General features: G+C 30.5%; 20 protein-coding genes and 1 other RNA gene. 4 read left to right on the plus strand and 17 right to left on the minus strand.

All coding sequences use genetic code 11. The annotated features are described in order from the left end of the window. Window positions 1-2,645: autotransporter outer membrane beta-barrel domain-containing protein (locus AJN60_RS10215; protein ID WP_070286213.1), on the minus strand; the 2,645-nt coding region annotated here is incomplete at its 3' end. 268 nt (window positions 2,646-2,913) lie between these two features. Continuing rightward, window positions 2,914-4,290: a replicative DNA helicase gene (locus AJN60_RS07715; RefSeq protein WP_044794230.1), complete on the minus strand. Its 1,377-nt coding sequence runs from the start codon at window positions 4,288-4,290 to the stop codon at window positions 2,914-2,916. A gap of 139 nt (window positions 4,291-4,429) precedes the next feature. Here AJN60_RS07715 and AJN60_RS07720 point away from each other — a divergent pair, with 139 nt between their 5' ends. Further along, the gene (locus AJN60_RS07720) at window positions 4,430-5,359 is read left to right on the plus strand and encodes a DUF2860 family protein (protein ID WP_002881020.1); all 930 of its coding nucleotides are present in this window, start codon (window positions 4,430-4,432) and stop codon (window positions 5,357-5,359) included. Between the two features lie 49 nt (window positions 5,360-5,408). Here AJN60_RS07720 and AJN60_RS07725 read toward each other — a convergent pair whose 3' ends face one another. Together AJN60_RS07725 and AJN60_RS07730 are read right to left on the minus strand one after the other, a co-directional pair. Then, window positions 5,409-6,737, minus strand: coding sequence for an MATE family efflux transporter (locus AJN60_RS07725; protein ID WP_070240552.1), 1,329 nt, complete (start codon window positions 6,735-6,737; stop codon window positions 5,409-5,411). 207 nt (window positions 6,738-6,944) lie between these two features. Then, the gene (locus tag AJN60_RS07730; protein WP_070286214.1) at window positions 6,945-7,880 is read right to left on the minus strand and encodes an NAD(P)-binding domain-containing protein; all 936 of its coding nucleotides are present in this window, start codon (window positions 7,878-7,880) and stop codon (window positions 6,945-6,947) included. A 70-nt stretch (window positions 7,881-7,950) separates the two neighbouring features. Here AJN60_RS07730 and AJN60_RS07735 point away from each other — a divergent pair, with 70 nt between their 5' ends. Both AJN60_RS07735 and AJN60_RS07740 read left to right on the plus strand, forming a co-directional pair. Continuing rightward, window positions 7,951-9,183 carry a glutamate-5-semialdehyde dehydrogenase gene (locus tag AJN60_RS07735; RefSeq protein WP_070240554.1) on the plus strand — a complete coding sequence of 411 codons (1,233 nt, stop codon included), beginning with the start codon at window positions 7,951-7,953 and terminating at the stop codon, window positions 9,181-9,183. Next, entirely contained in the window at window positions 9,180-10,265 is a 1,086-nt protein-coding gene (locus tag AJN60_RS07740) for an FUSC family protein (RefSeq protein WP_070240555.1), read from the plus strand. The genes AJN60_RS07735 and AJN60_RS07740 overlap by 4 nt, the downstream gene beginning before the upstream one ends. Here the strand turns inward: AJN60_RS07740 and AJN60_RS07745 are convergent. The 3 genes from AJN60_RS07745 to efp form a co-directional block, all read right to left on the minus strand. Beyond that, window positions 10,262-11,059: an amidohydrolase family protein gene (locus tag AJN60_RS07745; RefSeq protein WP_044779921.1), complete on the minus strand. Its 798-nt coding sequence runs from the start codon at window positions 11,057-11,059 to the stop codon at window positions 10,262-10,264. The genes AJN60_RS07740 and AJN60_RS07745 overlap by 4 nt on opposite strands. 10 nt (window positions 11,060-11,069) lie before the next feature. Further along, window positions 11,070-12,362: an SLC13 family permease gene (locus AJN60_RS07750; protein WP_079860385.1), complete on the minus strand. Its 1,293-nt coding sequence runs from the start codon at window positions 12,360-12,362 to the stop codon at window positions 11,070-11,072. 367 nt (window positions 12,363-12,729) lie between these two features. Next, window positions 12,730-13,299, minus strand: coding sequence for an elongation factor P (efp, locus tag AJN60_RS07755; RefSeq protein ID WP_002855210.1), 570 nt, complete (start codon window positions 13,297-13,299; stop codon window positions 12,730-12,732). A gap of 113 nt (window positions 13,300-13,412) precedes the next feature. Between efp and rnpB the strand changes: the two genes are divergently transcribed. Continuing rightward, window positions 13,413-13,733, plus strand: an RNA gene (gene rnpB / locus AJN60_RS07760) — RNase P RNA component class A. Here rnpB and AJN60_RS07765 read toward each other — a convergent pair. The 10 genes from AJN60_RS07765 to AJN60_RS07810 all read right to left on the minus strand — a co-directional run bounded on the left by AJN60_RS07765 (window position 13,730) and on the right by AJN60_RS07810 (window position 23,839). After that, complete coding sequence (locus AJN60_RS07765) at window positions 13,730-14,005, minus strand: hypothetical protein (protein WP_002861272.1); 276 nt, start codon at window positions 14,003-14,005, stop codon at window positions 13,730-13,732. The genes rnpB and AJN60_RS07765 overlap by 4 nt on opposite strands. Next, complete coding sequence (gene fliS / locus AJN60_RS07770) at window positions 13,986-14,372, minus strand: flagellar export chaperone FliS (protein WP_002861271.1); 387 nt, start codon at window positions 14,370-14,372, stop codon at window positions 13,986-13,988. The genes AJN60_RS07765 and fliS overlap by 20 nt, the downstream gene beginning before the upstream one ends. A gap of 11 nt (window positions 14,373-14,383) precedes the next feature. Continuing rightward, a complete protein-coding gene (gene fliD / locus AJN60_RS07775) occupies window positions 14,384-16,327 on the minus strand; it encodes a flagellar filament capping protein FliD (RefSeq protein WP_044778754.1) in 1,944 nt (647 codons plus the stop codon). A gap of 2 nt (window positions 16,328-16,329) precedes the next feature. Then, the gene (locus AJN60_RS07780) at window positions 16,330-16,695 is read right to left on the minus strand and encodes a FlaG family protein (RefSeq protein ID WP_002870942.1); all 366 of its coding nucleotides are present in this window, start codon (window positions 16,693-16,695) and stop codon (window positions 16,330-16,332) included. A gap of 154 nt (window positions 16,696-16,849) precedes the next feature. Continuing rightward, on the minus strand, window positions 16,850-18,652 hold the full coding sequence (locus AJN60_RS07785) for a menaquinone biosynthesis decarboxylase (protein WP_070210647.1): 1,803 nt from the start codon (window positions 18,650-18,652) through the stop codon (window positions 16,850-16,852). Then, entirely contained in the window at window positions 18,649-19,572 is a 924-nt protein-coding gene (hemC, locus tag AJN60_RS07790) for a hydroxymethylbilane synthase (RefSeq protein WP_002870944.1), read from the minus strand. Before hemC ends, AJN60_RS07785 begins: the two co-directional genes overlap by 4 nt. Then, window positions 19,569-19,958: an FxsA family membrane protein gene (gene fxsA / locus AJN60_RS07795; protein WP_002870945.1), complete on the minus strand. Its 390-nt coding sequence runs from the start codon at window positions 19,956-19,958 to the stop codon at window positions 19,569-19,571. Before fxsA ends, hemC begins: the two co-directional genes overlap by 4 nt. Further along, entirely contained in the window at window positions 19,955-21,664 is a 1,710-nt protein-coding gene (locus AJN60_RS07800) for a proline--tRNA ligase (RefSeq protein ID WP_072223793.1), read from the minus strand. The genes fxsA and AJN60_RS07800 overlap by 4 nt, the downstream gene beginning before the upstream one ends. Continuing rightward, complete coding sequence (gene hemA, locus AJN60_RS07805) at window positions 21,648-22,946, minus strand: glutamyl-tRNA reductase (RefSeq protein WP_044778757.1); 1,299 nt, start codon at window positions 22,944-22,946, stop codon at window positions 21,648-21,650. The genes AJN60_RS07800 and hemA overlap by 17 nt, the downstream gene beginning before the upstream one ends. Beyond that, window positions 22,946-23,839, minus strand: coding sequence for a hexaprenyl-diphosphate synthase (locus AJN60_RS07810; RefSeq protein WP_044778758.1), 894 nt, complete (start codon window positions 23,837-23,839; stop codon window positions 22,946-22,948). The genes hemA and AJN60_RS07810 overlap by 1 nt, the downstream gene beginning before the upstream one ends. Window positions 23,840-23,845 lie beyond the last annotated feature (6 nt).

Raw genomic sequence — 23,845 nt, forward strand, 5'->3', positions numbered from 1 at the left:
CCTCCTTCATAAGCAAGACCTATTTCAGGGGAGAATATATCTTTATTAGAAATAAAATTCATACCTAAGGCTGTATTGACTCCATAAGCATAAGAATTAGGTTCAGCTTTAGCTTCATTATTTCCTATTTTTTTAGTTAAATCATTTTTAATCAAAGCAGCTTTACCTTGAGCTTTGATATAAACTTCTTGACCTTTTTCTGTAGTAAATAAGGTATTAAAGTATTTTAAACCTGCATAATAGGTTCTATTATTAATATCAAAATAAGTTGAACCCATTTTTGTATCTTCATAACCTGCATACACACCATATATTCCACTGTCTTTTAAAGTAGAATAACCTATAATGGTTCCTTTAGTGTGTCCTTTACTTTCTTCATTCAAAGAAAGTTCAACATTCTGTGAAGAAGTATAAGGAAGGATGAATAAAGAATGTTCTTTATTAGAACCATAGCTTCCATTATTTAAATCACTCTTTATATAATCACTTGCATCTGCATATAAATTACCCTTTTCAGACATAGCGATGCTTTGAGATTTACTTGAAGAAGCTAAAGCAAAGCTTTGCATAGAATTACCCATAACATTATCTATAAAGGTAGATCTTCTTGAAGTAGTAGAGATTAAAGATCTAAAGGTTGCACCTGATATGGAGGCATTAAGATTAAAATCTGTAGTAAGCTTTCCTGTTATTGGATCAAAGCTTAAAGATATTTCTCCACCTCCATTGGTTCCTATATTGCCAATATTGCCTTGATTAACACCTGAGATGATATTGTTTATATTGCCTAATTCATCAAGATTAACATTGCTTTGATCTACAGTGATGTTTTCTACTTTTACATTATCTTTACCACTTCCACCTACAACCACAGTGTCTAATTTACCTGTATCTTTATCTGTAGTAACAAGCCAATCTTCTATGACTATGCTACCAGATCCGCTATTAGTTAAATGATTGCCACTATTATCTTTATCTATGGTTCCTTGGTTATTAACAAAGATGGTTCCACCACCTTCATTTTTAATACCACTTGTAATAGTCGCATCAGAATCATTTTTTAAACTTAAATTATTATTACTTCTATTGAAGATATTACCATAAATAATTCCATTGTCAGTATTTAAAATACCACTTCCTTTTGCAGAAGCAATAAGACCTTCATTTTCAATAGTGATTCCGTATTCTTGTTTTTCTTGTCCTTCTTTTCCAATGGTTCCAGTATTTATAATACCCCCATTACCACCTTGGATAGTTCCAGATACATTGATGCTAGTATTTACTTGCTTACCGCCACCTATATAAATACCTGCATTACCACCTTCTAATCTACCCCCTGCTTTAACTTCAATGCCTTCACCCTCAATACCATTTTTACTTCCATCTATATGGATTGCATCATTGCCTGCTTTAATAACACCACCACTTTCTATAGTGATTTTACCAATATTAACGGGCTTTTTATTTGTATCAAATGCATAAAAAGTTATACCATTGTTGCCTGCTTCTATAGTTCCTTTATTTGTAAGGGTTTCTATCTTGTTGCCATCACCTATGAAGATACCATTAGCGTTTTGATTTTTGATTAGGCCTGTGTTTTCAAAATTTTTAATAGTGGAGCCGCTACTATAAACACTTTGTATATTTATAGCTCCTGCTAATTTATTGGCTCCAGATGTTCCTTCTATAGTGCCACTGTTTTTAAAATCATCTATGATGCCATTTGACAAATTTACACCTACTTTACCTGAAATGAAACCCGAATTGTCAAAAGTTTTTATAGTAGAGCTATAAAGATTAACCCCAGAACTCGCATATAAACCAGCGAATGATTCATTTGGTTCTGCTGTTCCACTAGTTTTTATAGTTTTAGTATTTTTAAAATTTTCTATAGTAGCACTGGAGAGGTTTACACCACTTCCACCACCGCTGTTTATTGAACCGTTATTAGTGAAAGTTTGTACATTAGTATGAGTAAACCGGACAGCTTCTTTATTTGTTGAACTTATAACTCCAGTATTGTTAAAATTATTAATCGTAGATTTGTTATTAGCAAGGCCTTGGAAAAAAACTCCTTGATCATTGTTGGAAGCTGTTATAGTTCCACTATTTTCAAATTTATCCACAGTGAGAGTTCCCTGACCTCCCCAAATTCCCATGTAAATTTGACCATTAACTTGACCTGTATTTTCAAAGGTATTGACAGTAATGGTTCCTGTAAAATCTTTATCATGTTCTACAGCTACCTTACCGTTAATAGTTCCTTTATTGGTAAGATTGGTAAGAGTAAGAGTATCGCTATTCTTAGCATGAACATAGATGACTTTGTCTTTACCGGTTAAAGTTCCGGTTTTTTCAATTATTATGGTATGTGGACCTTGATCGGAAATGTTGATTTGATTGTTGATTGAACTACTTACAGTCGTATTAATCCTAGCTTGAGGAGCATAAACACTTGCTGAACTAGCTTTAGTATTTTTACTTATTTCATCATAAGTTTTTATTTCAGGAGTAGGTGCAGCATTTGCACAACTAGCTAAGAAAGAAATAGTAGCTAAAGATAAAACTATCTTTTTAGAATTTAAACAGGGTTCTTTAATCCCCCCCCCCGTAGACACCTTACTTGAAATAATATTTTTACTCAAATATTTTTCTCCTTCCTTATTTAAAATGATTTATTTTGAAATTAATTTCATATTATTCATTTTTTAATAATAATATAAAATATAAAAATAAAATAGCGGAATAATAAAATATTTAAACTTAAAGTATAATTAAATACTGATTATTATATAATTATAAAATTTCAATTTAAATTTTATTTTATATAAAAAATTGATTTAATGAGAGTAAAATTAATTAAATATTGAAATTATCTGTGAAATATTTTTAATTAATTTATATTAATTAAAGCTAGCCTGTAAATTCAGTAGCTTCATAGCCTATAGGTTTATCTACAAAACAAGATTTTTCTTTTAAAAATATAACCTCTATAGTTCCGACCGGTCCATTTCTATTTTTTCCAACAATAATTTCAGCATTTTCTTGCATAGGATTTGGTATAAAAAGCCTTTGATAAGCTTTACCTTCAGCTTTAGCTTTATTCTCTCTTTCTTTTTCTTCTTGCTCCCTATAAACCTCATCGCGATATACAAATAAAATAGCATCCGCATCTTGCTCTATAGCTCCACTTTCTCGCAAATCACTCATCAAAGGACGCTTATTTGCTCTTTGCTCTAAACCACGATTAAGTTGTGAAAGTGCGATAATCGGCATATCAAGCTCCCTAGCCAAAAGCTTAAGTCCTCTTGAAATTTCACTCACTTGCAAATGCCTATCATTAAAATTTGAATTACTCATCATAAGCCCTATATAGTCAATCACACAAAGTCCTACACTTTCATCTTGAGATTTTAAACGCCTTAAAATAGCCCTTACATCAGCAATAGTTGCATAACCACTATCATAAATATATAATTTCTTTTGACTATAATCATTACAAGCATCTCCTAAACGCTCCCATTCATCATCGTTTAAATCTGCGGTTAAAATTCTTTGTAAAGGGATAGAAGTTTTTGAAGAAAGCATTCTTTGCATGATTTGAGTTGCGGGCATTTCAAGAGAAAACAAAGCCACACCTTTATTTTGTCTTAAAACTTTATCAATGAAATTTAAACAAAGGGTTGTTTTTCCCATACCTGGGCGCGCAGCGATTATTATAAGCTCACCTCCTTTAAAACCTTTTGTCATTTTATTTAAACCCTCAAAACCTGTATCAAGGCCTATGATATTTTTATTTTCTAAAGTTTTTTGCTTTTTAAATTCTTCAAAAAGTTCTGATATTATTATATTAACATCTTTAATATCTCTAAAATTTACACGATTTGTAATGCTAAAAATTTCTTTACCAATTTCATCTGCGATTTCACTTACAGCACGATTTTCATTAATACGAGCTGGTAAAAGATGTGCAAAACTCAAAAGTTGTCTTTTGATGGACTTTTCGCGAAGTTCATTTACATAAGCAGGCAAATCTATCATAGAAGGAGTGGCAAGAATTTCTGCTAAAATCTCTTCATCTATTTTTTTATGTTTTTTTAAAAAACTTATAGAAATAGGCTCTTTGTTGTTGCTACAAGCTATAATTGCTTTAAAAATATCTTCATGAGCTTTAAGACTAAAATCTTTTGGACTGATATCGCCTGCTATACTAGCGTAAGCTTCTTCACTCATGATGCAACTGCTTAAAATAGCTCGCTCTAAATCCAAGTCATAATACTCTTGTTGCACTAAATTTCCTTATAAATATAAATAGTTTTAAAAATTTTATCTAAAAAAACTTAAAATTATAAACTTTAATTTTTTATAAATATTTAAAGTAATATTAGTTACAATTATAATCACAACATTTATTTTATTAGGAGAACACTTGAAAAAACATTTATTTTCATGTATTTTAGCTTCCATCTTAGCCCAGTCAGCTATGGCTGTAGATTTTCAAGAAGGTTTTAGTGGAAATTTAAGCATAGGTGTAGGTGCAAGAGATATTAAAAGCAATATTTCAACTTTAGCGGATAGTGATTACTTAGGTGGTTATGATGCTGATAATTCGGACTCTTCTTTTATTCCTTTTATCGGTGTAGAACTTTACTATGGCAACCTTATAGACAATGATAGAGTTTTTATCAAAAACTACAATGGAAGAGATATCAGCGGTATAGCTTTAGGTTATGAAAAAGCCTATTTAGAGCGTTTTAGTACTTCTTTTTCTGTAATTTCTTCTTTAAGAGAAAAAGCTTATGCAAATCCTTATCAAATAGGCAATAGAGAAGAAACTGATGTTGATAGATATGGTTTTAAAATCTCTCAACTTTACGAAAGTGATTTAGGAAAATTTACAGCTTCATATTTATTTAGCAAAAACAAATATGATAAAGACGCAGTTGAGTACAACTCTTTAAAAAGAGAGGGGTATTATCACGAGTTTGAATTAAATTACAATTATAGTTTGTTAAATTTAGGACTAAGCTATGATTATAATGATGCAGATGGAAAAGCTCAAAGTTACTCAAGATATGGTTTAAGCATGGGGGCAAATTTAGCTTTTGCTAATGACTATATCTTCACCCCAAATTTAAGTCTTAGTAAATATGAAGCAGTAGGAACAGATCCTATCTTCCACAAAAAACAAGACGGTAATATAGTTAAGCTTAATCTAAAAGTTGTTAAAAATCAATTTTTGGGCTATAACGGACTTTATGGTTTTGCAAATTATGGTATAGAAAAAAGAAATAGCGATATAGGATTTTATGATGAAACCTATCAAGTTGTTTTAACTGGAATAGGATATAAATTCTAAAAAATTATAAAAAAAGCTCCTTTGATAAAATTTAAAAAAGATCTATCCACTATAAAGATAGATCTTTAAAAATCCTTTTAAGAAAAATCCAAGCTAAAATCAAAACACAAAATTCAGCAAAAAATGGACTTAACCATACTCCATTTAAACCTATAAAATAAGATAAAAGCAAAAGAAAAAATAAAGGCATGAATAAATTTTGCATTAAGCTTAAAAACAAAGAAAAACTTGCTTTATTAAAAGCTGTCAAAAAAGAACCGCTTAGGACATTAAACCATGCAAAAATATAATTAAAAGCAAAAAGCATCAAAGCTGTATAAGCAAAAGTTTTAAATTCTTGATCATTTTCTTTTGCAAAAAGTGCTATTAAATTTTCTCCAAATATCAATATAAATACTATAGAAAATAAAGATAAAATTCCCCCTGCAAAAAATACCACTTTTATAATAGCTTTAATCCTTAAAAAATCTTTTTTAGCATAATTATAACTAAGTGCAGGTTGCATCGCATCCCCCATAGCAATAATGAGCATTATAATAAAACTATCAATATATAAAATAATAGAAAAAGCTGCCACGGCTTGAGTGGTAGAAATTTTTAACAAAACAAAATTTGCAAAAATACTATATAAAGAACCCGAAACATTGCCAAAAAACTCGCTACTTCCATTATAAAGAATATTTTTAAAAATTCTCAAATTTATATATAAACTTGAAAATTTAAGCTCTAAATTTTGAAATAAAAAAGGAATAATTCCAAAAATACCACTTAAAACAATTCCTAAACAAGTTGCAAGGGCTACCGAAAACAAGCCCCAACCAAATACAACTATAAAAAGATAATCAAATATAATATTACTTAAAGCTATGATTATGTTCATAATCATACTATAGGTTGTTTTTCCACAAATTCTTAAATAATTATCCAAGGCAAAAGAAAGCATGGTAAAAGGTGCAAATAAAGCAAAAACAAACATACATTCTTTAGCCATGGTTTTAATCTCATCGCTAACATTTAGACAATCAATCAAAACAGGTCCTAAAAAATACTCCAAAATTCCAATAAAACAAGAGATTAGAAAAATAATCAATATACTAGAACTAAATATCTTTCTAGCTAAATTCTTCTTGCCTAAACCCAAATGCATAGAAATTTGCACTGCTGAACCTATAGCTATCATATCAGCCAAAGCAAAAGACATCATAATAAAGGGAATAATCAAGGCTAGTACTGCTAAAGCATCACTTCCTAGATATTTTCCAACAAAAATTCCATCAACTATATAATAAAAAGAAATAAAGGCCATGCTTATGACATTTGGCACGGCACATTTTATAAAAAGCCTAAAAGGGCTTAAAGTGCTAAAAATATTTGACATACAAATCCTTTAAAAATATTAAAATAAAATATTTTTAAAGACGCTAGTAGAGTGCTTGAAGTCCTAAAATATAGAAATTTAAACGATAAGTTCTTATTGTTGTTTTTGTATTAGTTTTATTTTGCATTTTCATAGTTTTAAATTAAAATAACTAAGAATTATAAAATTTACTTATTAATAAGTCAAATTTAGCCCGAAGGCTAAATTTTAAAGCACAGAAAGAATTTTTACAGCGTCATTTAACCCTGTAACTATACTTGCTCCATTTTTAGTAGCAATATCTCCTGCTACAAAGATACCTTTAATATTGCTTTGTTTATTTTCATCCATTAAAGGCACGCCTTTATCATCAACATTAATCCCGCATTTTTGTAAAAAATCAAGTGGAGTAGAACCACCAATAGCATAAATAATTCTATCATAAATATCGCTTGTACCATCGGTAAAATTTACCTTAGCCTTGCCACTATCATCTTCTACCTCATTAATATCAATTCCTAGTTTTAACTCTACTTTACCCGAATTTCCAGCTTTGTGAATATCTTTAAGATTGATATCATTTAATCTTGTAAATTCTTTTTTGCGATAACAAAGGCTAACTTGATTTGAATTAGCCAAATCCACAGCGTATTCTGCTGCTGAATTTCCACCACCTACAACAAGAATTTTTTCATTGCCCAAAACTGAATTGGCATTAAAATTAATGATTTTTGTTAAAGTCATAGGAAGTTTGTAATCAGGCTTATTAGGCTTACCCATTCTACCTATAGCAACGATGATGTTTTTACACTCATAAGCGCCTTTAGCTGTGCTTACTAAAAAAACTCCATTTTCATTTTTAACGCTCTCAACTTCAGAGCCAAATTCAACTTCTATATTGTGCTCTTTTAATGCGTTTTGAAAAGTTTCTATAGTACTTTCTTTGGTACCATCTTCAAAAGGAACATGTCCATGATTAGTTCCTTCGCATCCCTTATAAGCTTTATCTACTCTTTTGCCATCTTTATAAAATTGCATTAAAGTTTGACAAATGTTATTTGATTTTTCCAGTATCAAAACTTCTTTGTTTTTAAGCTTAGCTTCAACCGCACAACCTATGCCTGTTGGACCTGCACCTACTATAATTAAATCTATTTTTTTCATTTATATTTACCTTTCAATTCTGATTTTTTTTGTATAATTTATCAAGTTTTTTGTAAATAAAGGATTAAAAATGCGAAATTTGCTTGAAAATATTAAGAAAAATTCTCAAAAACTACTTAACTTAACACCTAAAGATAAAGAAAAAATTATTTTAAAATTAGCTCAAATTTTAAGAGAAAATTTCAAAATTATCCTAGAAGCAAATGAAAAAGATATAGCAAATTTCACAAAAAGTGGGGCAATAAAAGATAGGCTTTTATTAGATGAAAAACGCATTTTAGCTCTTTGTGAAGGCCTAGAAAAAATCGCTTATATCGAAGATCCTATAGGTAAAATTTCTAAAGGCTGGAAAAATTATGCGGGTTTAAGCATACAAAAAATAAGCATTCCTTTGGGACTTATTTGTGTTATTTACGAAGCAAGGCCTAGTCTTAGTGCTGAAATCGCAGCTTTAATGATAAAAAGTTCTAATGCTTGTGTATTTAAAGGTGGAAGTGAAGCAAAATTTACAAATGAAGCTATATTTACTCTTGTTAGCAAAACACTTAAGGAATTTGGTTTACAAGATTGTTTTGCTATGTTTACTCAAAGAGACGAGATCAAACAAATTCTAACTTTTGATGATTTAATCGATGTGATCATACCTCGCGGTAGTTCAAATATGATACAAGAAATCGCAAACAATACCAAAATTCCTCTTATTAAACAAGATAAGGGCTTGTGTCATGCTTTTGTAGATCAAAGCGCTAACTTAGATACGGCTTTAAAAATAATCCTTAATGCAAAGTGTCAAAGAGTAAGTGTTTGCAACGCTTTAGAAACGCTTTTAATCCATGAAAAAATTGCTAAAAATTTTATAAGTCTTTTAATCCCTGAATTTAAAAAATTTAAGGTAAAAATTCATGCCTATGAAAATGCTTTGGCTTATTTTAACAACTCAAATTTAGAAGTTTTTAAAGCAAGTGAAAATACCTTTGATACAGAATGGCTTGATTTTGCTTTAAGTGTAAAATTAGTAAAAGATTGCGATGAAGCTATAGAGCATATCAATAAACACAGCTCCTTGCATTCTGAAACCATTATCTCAAATGATGCTTCAAATATCGCTAAATTTCAACGCCTTATAAACTCATCTTGTATTTATGCTAATGCTTCAACGCGTTTTAGCGATGGAGGAGAATTTGGCTTTGGTGGGGAAGTTGGAATTTCAACTAGCAAATTGCATGCAAGAGGTCCTATGGGGGTTGAAGATATTTGCACTTATAAATATATAATTAATGGAGAAGGACAAATTCGAGAGTGAATAAAATAGAAATGCTAAAACAACACTTTAAAGAAATTGCTAAACTAAATTCAAGCGAACAAGTTTGGCAAATGCCTTTTTTTGCGGCTTTAGGTGTGGGTATAGTTTTAGGGTTTAGTGTATTTTTTGGAAAATTAAACTATGGACTCATTGCCATGATAGGAGCTTTATCTTTTTTATATGTTCCAAACACTCCTTTATATCATAGAATGGCTGTTGTAATGTGCTGTTCTTTTGGCATAGTTTCTAGTTTTTTCTTAGGAATTTTAACCCATTTTTTACCTTCAGTTTTTGCCTTCATCCCTATAGGACTTGTGGCCATGGGAAGTTCTATTTTAATTAGATATTATAACATTGGTGCACCTGGATATTTCTTCTTTGTATTTTCTTGTGTTTTAGGAGCTTATTCTCCTTTTGAAGCTAAGGATTTTATCTTTTTAGTGGGTCTTGTTTTTCTTGGAGCAATGGTAGCTAATTTAATGGCTTTTTTATACTCTATCGTTGTGATTTATGGATTTAAAAATGCTTTACCTAGCGAAATTCCACCTAGAGAATACATAGGTTTTGATGCAGTTTTTGTGGATTCTTTGATTATGGGTTCTTTTGTAGCTTTTTCTATATTTTTAGGAACTTTTTTAGAACTTGAAAGAAGTTATTGGATAGCCATTTCTTGCACAGCTATTATGCAAGGTGTAACTTTAAACTCTATATGGATTAAACAAATTCAACGTATCATAGGAACGGCCTTAGGAGTATGTTTTGCTTGGTGGCTTTTATCTAAACAATTTCACAATATAGAACTTGTTTTACTTATGATGTCTTTGTTTTTTATAGGACAATTTTTAGTCAATCGAAACTATGCTTTAGCTATGATTTTCTTTACTCCTTATGCCACTTATCTTTCAGAAGCAGCTAATTTTATGAGTGAGAATGCAAATACATTAATACTCGCTCGTTTAGTTGATGTCGTAATAGGAAGCATTTTAGGACTTTTGGGTGGTTTTGTAATTTATAAACCTTATCTAAGAGTACATTTTGAACGCATTGCAAAATACATCTTTAGGATAAAACGAAAAGCTTAAAAGTCAAATAAAACACAAGCATTATCCCCTAAAATTTGCTCTTGTTCTTTTTTAGATACGACAACTTCATTAAAAGCTGCTAGAGCCGATGAAAAATTAACATTTGCTTCAAAATTTGTATGTGGCCAATCGCTTCCAAAAACAAAATTGCTAAGTGGAAAATATTCTTTTAAAATTTCATATATTTTCTTTGCAAATTTTATAGCTTGTTCATTATTAACATAGTCTATTTTTGCCCTATAAAAACCGCTAATTTTAAAAAATATTCTAGAATTTTTTAAACAAATTAAATCCTCTAAATTTGTTAAGTTTGCATTAGCTCTTGCTAAATGATCAATAACAATATTACAACCATAAGGAATTAAATTTTTAACAATATCAACAAGATTATTATCCAAATCTCTTTGAATTTCTATTTGCATTTTAAGCTTACTTAAATTTTCAAAAAATTGAGTCCAAACCGTACTTTTAAAATTTGGCAATTCTTTGCCAATTAAATTTAATCTAACTCCACAAGCTTTTCTTTCTTTTAGTTTTTGAAGCTCATCAAATTTAATACCTTCATCAACCACAACTATAGCTTTTATATTTTCATCTTTTTCGATACTCTGAAGCAAAAATTCATTATCAACACCTAAAAAACTTGGCTGAACTAAAACCCCTTTATCAAAATCATAATGATCTAAATTTGCTTTATAATCTTTAAAACTAGCGTCATAATCAGGCTTATATCTTGCATTTGCAACTGTATTTAACTTTTTCAAAAATATATGTGCATGAGTATCAATCTTCATTAAATTATCCTTATAAAATAAAACTCATTATAATAGTAGCTAAAATCGCCGCCATAAATCCTATTGGCACAGCTTTAATAAGTAAATCTTTAAATAATTTTTCCTTATATTTATCAGGACAAGATCCTAAAATTAAACTTCCTCCAGAAGAAAAAGGAGAAATAGCAGAAGCTTGAGCCCCTACAACAATACAAGAAAAAAGCAATGCCTCGCTTAATCCACTGCTTGCAGCAATGCTTGGAACTATAGGAAAAAGCGCTGGAGTAACCACACCCAAAGTACTTGAAAAAAGCGACATAAAAGCTGCAATAGCACACATTATTAACGGGATAAAAATCACATTGATCTCATTTTCTACAAGATCTGAAAATAATTTTATAGCCCCTGCTTCAACTGCTATGCTAATTAACATCCCTACTCCACAAATCATTATTAAGGTTCCCCAAGGAATTAAAGCAACAACTTGTTTCTCATCGGCTAATTTTAAAAATAAAGCAATGGCAACAAAAATCATGGCTATCATAGCTATATCTATTTTTTTATTAAAATAACTAATTGTCTCATTATGTGGAAAAATAATATTTAGCACAGGAAAGATTAAAACAACAATAATCATCATAAACATGAGAATTAAAGTAGTTTTTTGTTTACAATCAAATGGATCAGGTTTTGAAATAACACTGGTTTGCATCTTATTTCTAAAAGCATTAAACACAAAAAAAGATAATACCACAATAGGCAAAATTATAGTAAAAGCAAAAATAATACTAGAATTTATAAAAGCTTCATTTGCTTCAATACCTGAATTTTGCATCAATCCTCGAAAAATAATCCCACTTTGAGAAGTCATAAAATTTGCTCCTCCTAAAGCACCATAGTTTATGGCCATAGCTCCGGCAATTTTACTTAAACCGATTTTATCGCAAAGTAAAAAAGTAAGGGGTGCCATAAAAGCCAAAACCGTATAAAAACCCGCTCCTAAAGCAGCTATAATAGCACTAACCACAAAAATAACAAAAGGAAGTAAATAGGGATGATTAGCAAAACGATACATCAAATGTCCAGCTAATTTTTCAAGAGTTCCATTTACGGTTGCAAAATTATAAAACAATGAAACAGCAAAAATAACAAAAAATATAGAAATAGGCCAAAAAGCTATGATTTTTTTAGGAGCTAAATCCATAAAAAAGGCTCCTATAATATAAGCAAAAATCATAGCAAAAATTCCAACATTATGTCTAGTAATATAGCCTAAAATGATGGCTACTATAATACTAGAGATGATTAAAAAAACCATTATCATCCTTTAAAATATTATAGGGCTTATGATATCAAAAAATATATTTTTCAAAGCATAAAAACAAAATCTAAAATTTAAAAAATATCTATTTAGTAACAAATTTACTCATCTTATAAAATATTTTACAGAATATCTTGAATTATAACAAGCAAAAACCCCTTTTAGGCAAAAAACAATACCATAATCCCATCTAAAAATATTTGAAAATAGAAAGAATATTCTCATAAGCTCATCTTTATAATATAGAATTAAAACACTACAGAAAAGTCAAGTTTAAAAATTTAAAAAATGTCTTGAAGAATAAAATAAAGAAAATAAAAAATTGTATAAATTTAAAAAGCTTTGGAATACTCCAAAAGCTTTTTTTATATTATTTGTTCGCTCTTTCTATATACTCACCACGCACAGTATCAACGCGTATAACTTCACCTTCTAGCACATGAAAAGGAATTTGCACTACTGCGCCTGTTTCTAAAGTAGCTGGTTTTTTATTTGATCCTTGAGTATCACCTTTGAAATTTGGAGCTGTTTCGATGATTTTGAGTTCAACAACTTGTGGAACTTCTACGCCAATAGCTTTACCATTATGAAAAAGTACATCTACCATCATACCATCAAGCATCCATTTTTTTGCCTCACCCACATCATCATCACTGATAGCTACTTGTTCATATGTTTGTGTATCCATAAATTGGCAATTTTCACCATCATCATAAAGATACTGCATAGTTTTATCTTCTAAATTTGGAGCTTCACATTTATCGCCTGCATGGAAAGTTTTTTCAAGTACTTTACCATCAATAAAAGATTTGATTTTAATACGCACAAAAGCAGGACCTTTACCTGGTTTTACATGCTGATACTCAACTATTTTAAAAGGAATTCCATCGATTTCTATTTTAAGTCCCTTTTTTAAATCACCCATTGAATAAGATGCCATAAATTTCCTTTGTTAAAAAATAAAAAATAATTCTATCAAATTTTGATTGATATCACAATAAAATTATTTTATTTGATAAAAAAATAAGTAAAATTACGCTAAAATTTAAATTTAAAGCATAGTAAATGCTCGCTTCTTTTTAGAAGAGGAAAGTCCGAGCTGCTAAAGACAAGCATTCCATCTAACAGATGGCTAGGGCAACCTAAGGGATAGTGCAACAGAAAGAAAACTACCACACAAGTGGAAAAGGTGAAACGGTGGGGTAAAAGCCTACCAGCGATTTTGGCAACAATTTCGGCTATGTAAACCCAATGCGCAGCAAGAAGGGATGGTTAGCGTCTTTGTTTTAACCCTTCGCTTGATTTTGTTTGTAAAAACAAAACTAGATAAATGAGCATTCAAGACAGAACTCGGCTTATCGCTATGCTTTTTAAGATCTAACATAGGTCAAAGCTTTTTGAAATTTTTGAATTTCAACAGCCTTTGCTTTTTTCTTTTGTTCAATTAGTGCAACAGCTTCTTGCAAAAGAGCTTGAATTTGATAAAATATATCATTTATATTTTCTTTTATAAAGTCTTCTGAGGGCGATCTTTTAGCTAAATTTTTAATAAAAGCTTTCATATCAAGTTTATCAAGCAAATTTTCAAGCTTATTAATATCTTCTTGAATTAACGCGAGTTTAAAATCATTGATCCACTGTTTCATTACTATGCACTTCTCTCCAAGCTTCTAGTAAACCTTTGGTTACATTTATAACTTCATTAATTCTTTCTTCGTTATTTTCTAAATTTGCCAAAGATAAAAGTTGAATTTCTCTTGTATAAAGCCCACTTAAATAATGCGCCACATCTCCACCTTTTTCGTAATCTAAAGTATTAATAAGCTCTATAAAAATAGCTGTTGTTCTTTTTACAAAGTATACTCTTTGCTCTATATCCTCGTTTCTTATCGCCACTTTAGCCCTTGCACAAAAACGCAAAATTCCCTCATAGAGCATTTCGATAAGTTTTTGCGGAGATTCTATCCCCGCTTGATTTTGAGAATAAGCATTATAAGCTAAACTATTTTGCATCTTTTTTATCCTTAATTATTAGAATTATTTGCTGCATTGATCATATTAGTCACAGTTGTTAATTGCTGATTAAGTTTATTTAAGATGCTCTCATATTGCAACCATTGATTTGCCATTGTATCATACCTTGTATCAATCAAAGTTTGAGTTGATTCTTTGGTTTGGGTTAAAGACTTAGTATCATTTGTTAAACTCTCATCGTATTTTGTTAAAGAGCCATCTTTGCCTGTTATACCTTGTAAAGTTGTTTTAAGTTGCGCAAAAACACCCACACCTTCAACTGCCTCAGCAGCAATGCTCGTTTGGCTTAAGCCAAATTGTTTAAGAAATTCGCTATCTCCTTTTATGGCAAAATCAGAACTTCCGTCGGTTTTAAAATTAAGCTTATATCCTTTTTCTCCATCTTTTTCATAAGTTTCAACTTTAACCGTTAAACCTTCAATACCTTTACTATTGATATGATCAGCTAGATTTTGAAGCATTTCTTGTTCTGTTTTTCCTGTTAATTTAAAATCAGTTCCATCAGCATTTTTAGATAAATCATAAGTTTCAAAATTCGTAACAATTTGAAACTTACCTGAAGAAAAACTTATACCTTTATCATCACCTTCGCCCACATATTTGTTAAGACTACCTTCTTTAATTAAATCACCAGTATAGTTTATATCCTTGTATTGAGTAATGCCTGAAAAAAAGCTTTCAGTTAAATCAGGATTTTCTTTCATCTTGCTTTCAAAAGTGGAAGAGTCAAAATTTAGAGTTCCTGACTCAGTCATACTTAAACCATAGTCTTGTAAAGAAAGCATTACCTTAGCACTTACTTTATTTCCATTAGTATCTTCTACAGTACCATCAACTGATTGAGTTTTAAAAAGCGCAGAAATAATACTTGAGCGTATAGAGTTTACTTCGGTTACGCCTTGTAAAGAACCTTTGGTTCCTGTTTCGCTGTTATAGTCTGTAGCAGCATTAAGATTTAACACTAAATCATTATAGGCATCAACCATATCTTGCATAGCCTTGGTAACAGACTCACTATCTTGCTGAACATCAAAATTAATTTCACCTGTTTTATTTAAAGTCAAAGTAATACCTACACCAAGATCGGTTATAGTATTGCTCGATCTTGTCATCTTGATACCATCCATGGTAAATTTAGCATCCTGAGCTTTTTGAATATGCAAAGGATTATCTTCGCTATCAATAATGCCAACACCTTTTTTACTTTTAGCAGGATCAAAATCTTCAGCTTTTAAAGCATCTTCATCGAGTTTCCAACCAAGACTTTCAAAAACACTTTTAGCATTTTCATCAACTTTGTATTTACCATCAGAATCTTTTGCACCCGGATAAAAGCTTATAGCACTATCTTCACCTGTCTCCTTACTCGTTAAGGTTAAGCGATAAGGTGCGTCTTTTTCTCCTGTATTTACCATCTTAGCTACAATTTCTCCACCCGTAGCAGTATTAATCTTATCAACTAAATCACTATAGGTTGTATTTTTATCTATAGTAACGCTATATTCTTTTCCATTAGAAAAAAAAGTTAAATTTGTAGGTTCTTTTAAACTTGCATTGATAATTCCTGTATCATTTACCAAACCCTTGCTTTGATAAACATCTTTTTGGGCAAGTTGAGTTACATTGATATTCATGCTTTGCAAAGCAACACCTGAAGTCACACTAAGGCTTGCAGGAGGATTATCAGTGATACTTGCTATAACCTTTCTTTTTGCAAAAGCCGTAGAGTCTCCTAAAGACGATACAGCTGCTTGAAAAGCAGAAAGCTTGGTTTTAAGCTCGGTTAAATCTTTTTGTTTGGTTGTATTTTCTTCGATTTTTTTAGTATAAGGATCAATACGAGCTTTTTGTTCTGCTTCTTTTAACTTGTCTAAAGTTTCTTGAGTTAAAACCCCAGAACCAAATCCTAAACTAGATAAACTACCAAATGCCATTTTTAACTCTCCTTATCAAATATCATTCCTATCACATCTCTAAAATACTCAGCTAATCTCATAGCTTCTTCGCTAGGAATTTGACGAATTTCCCTTCCAGTACTTTTTTCAGTCACGCTAATATACATAGAATTAATTTTATCACTATAACCAAAACGAACATTAGTATCTAAAGAATCCATTTGTTCATTTAACTTTTTTGTAATATCAGCTAACTTTTCACTCACACCTTGTTGTTGTCCATCATCGCCTCCTTGGCTTTGACTTCTATCGGTTTGAATGTTTAAACTAGCCTGTGTCTCACTTGTTCTTTGACTAATGTTTGCCAAAGCTGTATCCATTTGCCCATTTGCCTTCGATATTTCCATTTTAAAATCCTTTTTAAAATTTCTTATTGCTAGTTACAAGCTTATATCGACAAATTTATAAAATTATGAACACCCTATAAAGAAAAATTTATTTTTCAATATAAAAAATAGTAAGCAAAAACTGTGCCAAAATTTTAAAAAAATCTCAACTATCTTAAAAAATTTCAAATTTATTAAAAAGATCTGGATTATTTTCTAAGATATTACGCAAGATTAAATCTTCTATCACACTTTTAGTGCAATCTGTTTGCTTAGGCCAAGTTCTTAAATAGCCCTCAGCTTCACCCTTAGCACTTGCATCCACTCCAAGTCTTTCTTCTTTGATAAAAATATCTCTTTTAGCATCTATATTATTTACCACACGCCAAACAAGCATATAAGGGTTTTCAAGCTTATTTGCGGTATCCAAAAATACTAAAATCCTAAAATGTTTTTTAAATTCTAAAAGTTTATTAAAACTTTGTTCGATTTTTTCTTTTTTATCAAGCAAAATGCAAACTATAGGACTTTTGCTTTCTTTATAAAATTGCTTTAAATTTAAAAGCTCTACCTTGGTTTTAAAAAGTTCTAACAATTTTTCATCTTCTAAAATTTCAAGCTCTTCTACTTGCGTTTCCTTGCAAGCATCAAGTCCTGCTTTACCCCCAAAACAAGCATTAGGCGAAGCATGATCTAATTGATCGCAAATTCCTTCTGAAATTAAAATTTTTTCCGTATCAAAACGATTTAAAATATAAGGAATTAAAGCATCATAATCTTTCAAAGAAGGTGCATTTTTATCCACAAAAATTGCATGTTTAACAAAGCTCATTTGCCCCACTCCCCAAAATGCATGCATGATTTGTTGCGCATGAGCGGGATATTTTGCATCGATTTTTGCTAAGATAAGATTATGAAAGACTCCATTTTCGGGCATATTATAATCAATTAAATCAGGTACTGAAGTTTGAAGCAAGGGTAAAAAAATTCTTTCGGTACCAAGCCCCATAATCTTATCTTCTAAAGGAGGCTTTCCTACAACCGTTGCTTGATAGATCGCATCTTTTTTAGTATAAATTTTTTCTACTTTCATCACAGGAAAAAGTTCGGCAGGAGTGTAAAAACCCGTATGATCTCCAAAAGGACCTTCAATTTTAAACTCTTCTAAATCCACATAACCTTCAATAACCACATCACTATCATAAGGTACAAAAATACCATTTTCACAAGGGGTAAGTTTTGCAGGAGTTTTTTTAATAAAACCATAAAGCAAAAGTTCAAAAATTCCTTTAGGTAAAGGTGCTTGAGAACACCAAATATAAAGCGGATCTCCGCCTATAGCTATACTTATAGGCATTTTTTTAAAACCAGCATTTTTGTATTCGTGATAAAAATTTGCCCCATCTTTATGAATTTGCCAATGCATTAAAAGTTCATTTTTATCGCTCATTTGCAAACGATACATTCCAAGATTATTTTGAGTTTTATCTAAATTTTGTGTATAAACTTGCCCCATAGTGATAAATTTACCCGCATCATATTCCCAAGTTTTTAGTATAGGAAGTTCTTCAAGTGAGTTTAAAATTTCATAATCATACAAGGCTTTATTTTTTTTCAGTCTTTTAGGAGGAACATTTTTAAAACTTAACAAATTCATAAAAAAATCCATTTTTGCTTTAAAACTCGTAGGAATATGAAGCTTGGTGAGTTTTGAAATTTCTTCAGCCACCTCTTCATAATCACGCCCAAAAGCTAAATTTAAAGCCTTTTCATTACAAAAAGTATTCATCAAAACAGGAAATTTATATTGTTTATTTAATTTTTTATCTATAGGATTTTTAAATAATAAAGCCTTACCTTTTTCTCCTTTTTTAGCTTCTATATAAGCTAAATGAGCGATTTCAAGATCTACATCTACAGGCTCTTCAATTACCCTTAAAAGATCATTTTCTTTTAAAATTTGAATAAATTCTTTCATATCATACTCTCAGCTTTTTTTAAAAGTTCTTTAGCACCTTTAGCAATAAACTCCTTAGCCAAACTCTCCCCAAAACCTTTAAAATCATTCTTTTTAATCATTCTTTTATCTTTTAAAATTTCACTTCCATCGGGTAGTCCAAGCACCGCACGCACACAAATTTCATCCCTTAAAAGCTCTGCGTTAATACCTATAGGAACCTGACAACCCCCTTCTAAAGTAGCGATAAATTCCCTTTCAATGCTTGTTTCAATCAAAGCATTTTCATCATTTAAACATTTTAAAAGTTTTAAAATTTTTTCATCATTTATACTTTCTATACCTAAAGCTCCTTGAGAGGCTGCAGGAATTAGTTCATCCTTGCTAAATTCATAAACAAAATTCACTTGCTTATCTAAGTTTAAGCGTTTAATTCCCGCCATAGCTAAAATAATCGCATCAAATTCATTATTTTTTAATTTCTCTATACGAGAATTAACATTACCGCGCAAAGAAATAATCTCTAAATCAGGTCTTAATAATAAAATCTGCATCTTGCGTCTAAGACTAGTAGTGCCTATTTTTGCACCTTTTGGCAAAGAAAGAAAATCTTTATAATTTTGACTTAGCATAGCATCATTGCTTTGCTCTCTTTTACTTACCGCTGCCAAAACTAAACCTTGAGGAAAAAAACTAGGCACATCTTTTAAACTATGCACCGCCAAATGTGCTTCTTTTCTTAACATACTTTCTTCAAGTTCTTTTGTAAAAAGTCCCTTGCCACCAATTTTTGCCAAAGGAGAATCCAGCAAAACATCGCCTTTTGTTTTAAAACCTTCTAAAAGCACTTCAATTTGATGTGTATTTTTTAAAATTTGGGCTACATGTTCACTTTGCCAAAGAGCTAATTGACTTTTTCTTGTTGCGATAATAAGCTTCATTTTCTATCCTCTATAATTTCAACATCAATGATTTCTTCATTAGAATTTTGATACTCTTGCTTAGTGTATTGATATTTTGATTTAGTCATTATTTTCAAAACAATACCAAAGAAAAACACAAAAATTCCAAAAACACTTGTAATAATCCCTGGAAAAACAAGTAAAAACCCTGCGATAACAAAAGAAAATTGTGTTAACATATCCTTTAAGCCACCCATTTGAAATTCAAGCATATTTTTCCAAAAAATTCCCAATAAAACCACACCAAAAATCATACTCAAAAGTATGAAAAATAAAAAATTACCAAAACCAAAAAACACTATAAAAAATATACTTGCAATAATTTCAAGTACAAATAAAGGACTTAAGCTTAATTTATAATTCATAACACTTTCTTTTTAAGAATTTCCATAAGTTCATCAGTTTTTATAAGTTCTTTTATCAAACCCTCTCTTTGGATAAACTCTATTTCATTATTTTCTAATCCTTTGCCAATAACTAACGCATAAGGAAAACCCATAAGTTCAAAATCATTCATTTTAACCCCAAAACGCTCATTTCTATCATCAAGCAATACCTCTAATCCAAGATTAGTTAAATCCTCATAAAGCTTATTAGCAAATTCTAAAGCCTTTTCATCTTTGAGATTTGAAACAATAATTTCAAGCACAAAAGGAGCTAAAGTTTTATTCCAGATACATCCTTTTTCATCATGATTTGCTTCAATAGCTACAGCCAACAAGCGTGAAACACCTATGCCGTAACATCCCATATAAAAAGGCTGACTTTTGCCATTTTCATCTAAGAAATTTGCATTCATCGCTTTAGAATATTTTTGTCCTAATTTAAAAATATGCCCTACTTCTATACCTTTGCTTTGTTTTAATTTTGCTCCACATTTAGCACAGCAATCCCCTTCTTTAACTTCAATCAAATCTTTAAAACGATCTTTGTTTAAATTTACAACATCAATGCCGATTAAATGATAATCTTTTTCATTCGCACCCATAATCATTTGCTTTTCGTTTTCAAGCTCAAAATCTATATAAAAATCTATATCTTTTAATCCCACAAAACCTATAAAACCAGCTACTAAACCAGCTTTTTCTAATTCTTCTTCGCTTGCATCGACTAGTTCAAGGGCATTGCAAGCATTTTGAGCCTTGATTTCTTGTAAATCATCACTTCCTCTTATAAAAAACACAACTAACTTGCTTTCATTTTCATAAATAGCTTTTTTTACCACTGCTTTAATCGTATAAAAAGCATTGATTTTAAAAAATTGTGCTAAAGAATCTATAGTTTTAATATTTGGAGTGTGAAATTTACTTGCATAATTTGCTTCAGGACGCTCATCTTGACAAATTTTTTTAGCTCTTTTTGCAGCTTCAACATTAGCCGCATAATCACAATTTTCGCAAATTAAAATATCATCTTCCCCATTTTTTGCCAAAACCATAAATTCCTTAGAACCGCTTCCACCAATAGCCCCACTATCAGCTTCAACTGCTCTAAAATCAAGTCCCATTCTTTGTAAAATTTGAGAATAAGTTTTATACATAAGCTCAAACTCACGCCCTAAATCTTCTTCATTAGCATGAAAACTATATCCATCTTTCATTAAAAATTCACGACATCTTAAAAGCCCAAATCTAGGCCTTGCTTCATCACGAAATTTAAGTCCGATTTGATATAAATGCAAAGGAAGTTGCTTATAGCTTGTGATTTTGTTTTTTACCAAAGAAAGCATAGCTTCTTCATGTGTTGGGCCTAAAACAAATTCATTTTCTTTTCTGTCTTTAAAACGCAGAAGTTCTTTTCCAAAAACATTATAACGCCCACTTTCTTGCCACAAACTTGCAGGAGTGATAAAACTAAGATTTACTTCTTGTGCTCCAGCCTTATCCATTTCTTCTTTAACTATATTTTTAATCTTATCTAAAACTCTTTTTCCTAAAGGCAAGAAATTATAAAGTCCACTGCCAATTTGTTCTACAAAACCTGCACGCGTTAAAAAAATATGACTAGGTAAACTGGCATCTTTTGGTGCTTCTTTTAAACTTGGTGCATAAAATTTAGTAAATCTCATCATTATTCTCCATATCAAATTCACATTTATATTGATTTAAACCTTCAAGATTATTTTGCAAATCAAAAACATAACGCATAGCATTAATCACTGTATCGCTTTGCATTTTACCTTGTAAATGCTTCAAATTTACAGTAGGTGTGTGTAAAAAAGCCTTAAAAACTTGATGAATCAACTTTCTAGCCTCTTCTTTGTCGGATTTTTTCAAGTATCCTTTTTTTAACGCAATTTCAAGTTGTTTATCTGCATATTCTTTAGCTTGCAAGCGTATAGCTTTGATAATAGGCATCAAAGCCAAATCGTTTAAATACCTAAAAAATTCACTTGTTTCACGGCCTATTATCCCATAAGCCATGCGAGCTTCTTGTTCTCTTAGTGCTAAATTTTTTTGAACTACAATCTCAAGATCATCTACAGCAAAAACAGATATATTTTCATTTTCATTAATATCAATATCCCTTGGAACTGCAATATCAAAAAAATACCTTTTGTAAGGAAGTTCTTCTATTAGAGAATTTGTAATAATAGCATTTGGTGCATTAGTAGCTGAGAAAAAAAACTCATATTGATTTAAATATTTTTTTAAATTTTCTAAACTATCATATTCGCTTAAAACACCAAGTCTCTCACACAAATCTTTAGCTTTTTGCAAGTCACGATTTAAAATAATCACTTTAGCACCCGCAGCAATTAAATGTTTTGCCGCAAGTTCTCCCATCTCTCCAGCTCCAATAACAACAGCTTTTTTTTGCGTTAAATCTGCAAGTTCTTTTGCTTTTGCTACAGCAACGCTAGCTACAGAAATAGGATTTTTAGAAATTTGAGTTTCATTGCGTACCTTAGCAGCACATTTAAAAGCACTATGTACCGCTCTTGAAAGGTGTACTCCGCAAAAATTATTTTTTACAGCAAAAGCAAAGGCATCTTTTAATTGCCCTGCTATCTGAGTTTCTCCAACCACCAAACTATCCAAAGAACTTGCTACAGAAAAAAGATGGTGAATTGCTCCACTATCTTCAAAAATATCAGCTTTTTCAAGTAAAATATCTTTATCCATATCACAAAGCAAAGCCAAAGATTTAACAATAAACTCCGCACAGGCCATTTTTACAAAAGCAACAATTTCAACACGATTGCAAGTACTTATAACCAAACATTCTTCAATATTTTCATGAGTGCTAATAACTTTTAAAAACTCACTTTTTTTAGCTTCATTGGAAAAGCTTAACCTTTCCCTTAAGGCAATATCTGTATTTTTATGAGTAAAAGATATACAATAATACATTAAAATTCCCTATCTATCATAGCTTTAATAATATCATTAAGCTTGTTATTATCATATTTTTCAATCGCTTTACTAGCCTTTTTTGCATAAGTTTTAGCTTTCAAAATAGCTTTTTCCAAAGCTTTTTGTTCTTCAAATTTAGTTTTTAACCATTCTTTTTCATTTTCATTTAAATCTTTTTTAAATAAAGTCTGCAAATATGTCCTATCTTGTTCTTGCAAATTTTCATAAAGATAAATATAGGGTAAGGTAGTTTTACCCTCTTTAAAATCATTCATAGCAGGTTTTCCAAGAATTTTTTCATCGCTCTTAATATCTAAAATATCATCAATCATCTGAAAAGCGAGTCCTAAATTTTTACCATATTCTGCAAAATCTTTTTCATATAATCCAGCCAAAATAGCTCCGCATCTCGCACTTGCTTCGATCAAAACAGCTGTTTTATTATAAATCATTTTCAAATAAGCTTCTTTATTGATATTAAATTTCTCTCCCAAATCAACATCCATAAGTTCGCCTATAGCAAGCTTTACAACAGCATCTGAAATAATACTTGCAAATCTAGCATCCATTTTGCTTAATTCATAAAAGGCTTTGGAATACAAAATATCGCCCAACATAAGAGCATTTTTTGTACCAAATTCAGCATTAACAGATCTTGCTCCACGTCTTAACTCACTCTCATCAATAATATCATCATGTAACAAACTAGCAAGATGTATCAATTCTATAGCTGCGCAAATTTTAAAAGCAATCTCACTCTCATCTGCGATAGCTAATAATAATTTAGAACGTAATTTTTTTCCTGATTTTACATTTGAAAGCATATTTAAAATAGGTTCATAGCCAAGCTCTTGTAAAAACTGTTTTATTAATTCATCTATTTTTTGCACTATCTT

The organism is Campylobacter sp. BCW_4323 (assembly GCF_001763115.1).
GTDB lineage: Bacteria > Campylobacterota > Campylobacteria > Campylobacterales > Campylobacteraceae > Campylobacter_D > Campylobacter_D jejuni.

Bases quoted from the DNA above. Each gene is read 5' to 3' on its own strand.
- hemC (WP_002870944.1), bottom strand. From the start codon at position 19,572: ATGAAGCTTATTATCGCAACAAGAAAAAGTCAATTAGCTCTTTGGCAA.
- AJN60_RS07780 (WP_002870942.1), bottom strand. From the start codon at position 16,695: ATGGAAATATCGAAGGCAAATGGGCAAATGGATACAGCTTTGGCAAAC.
- AJN60_RS07750 (WP_079860385.1), bottom strand. From the start codon at position 12,362: ATGATAATGGTTTTTTTAATCATCTCTAGTATTATAGTAGCCATCATT.
- fliD (WP_044778754.1), bottom strand. From the start codon at position 16,327: ATGGCATTTGGTAGTTTATCTAGTTTAGGATTTGGTTCTGGGGTTTTA.
- AJN60_RS07785 (WP_070210647.1), bottom strand. From the start codon at position 18,652: ATGAAAGAATTTATTCAAATTTTAAAAGAAAATGATCTTTTAAGGGTA.
- AJN60_RS07735 (WP_070240554.1), top strand. From the start codon at position 7,951: ATGCGAAATTTGCTTGAAAATATTAAGAAAAATTCTCAAAAACTACTT.
- AJN60_RS07800 (WP_072223793.1), bottom strand. From the start codon at position 21,664: ATGATGAGATTTACTAAATTTTATGCACCAAGTTTAAAAGAAGCACCA.
- hemA (WP_044778757.1), bottom strand. From the start codon at position 22,946: ATGTATTATTGTATATCTTTTACTCATAAAAATACAGATATTGCCTTA.
- AJN60_RS07745 (WP_044779921.1), bottom strand. From the start codon at position 11,059: ATGAAGATTGATACTCATGCACATATATTTTTGAAAAAGTTAAATACA.
- AJN60_RS07730 (WP_070286214.1), bottom strand. From the start codon at position 7,880: ATGAAAAAAATAGATTTAATTATAGTAGGTGCAGGTCCAACAGGCATA.
- AJN60_RS07725 (WP_070240552.1), bottom strand. From the start codon at position 6,737: ATGTCAAATATTTTTAGCACTTTAAGCCCTTTTAGGCTTTTTATAAAA.
- efp (WP_002855210.1), bottom strand. From the start codon at position 13,299: ATGGCATCTTATTCAATGGGTGATTTAAAAAAGGGACTTAAAATAGAA.
- AJN60_RS07765 (WP_002861272.1), bottom strand. From the start codon at position 14,005: ATGAAACAGTGGATCAATGATTTTAAACTCGCGTTAATTCAAGAAGAT.
- fliS (WP_002861271.1), bottom strand. From the start codon at position 14,372: ATGCAAAATAGTTTAGCTTATAATGCTTATTCTCAAAATCAAGCGGGG.
- fxsA (WP_002870945.1), bottom strand. From the start codon at position 19,958: ATGAATTATAAATTAAGCTTAAGTCCTTTATTTGTACTTGAAATTATT.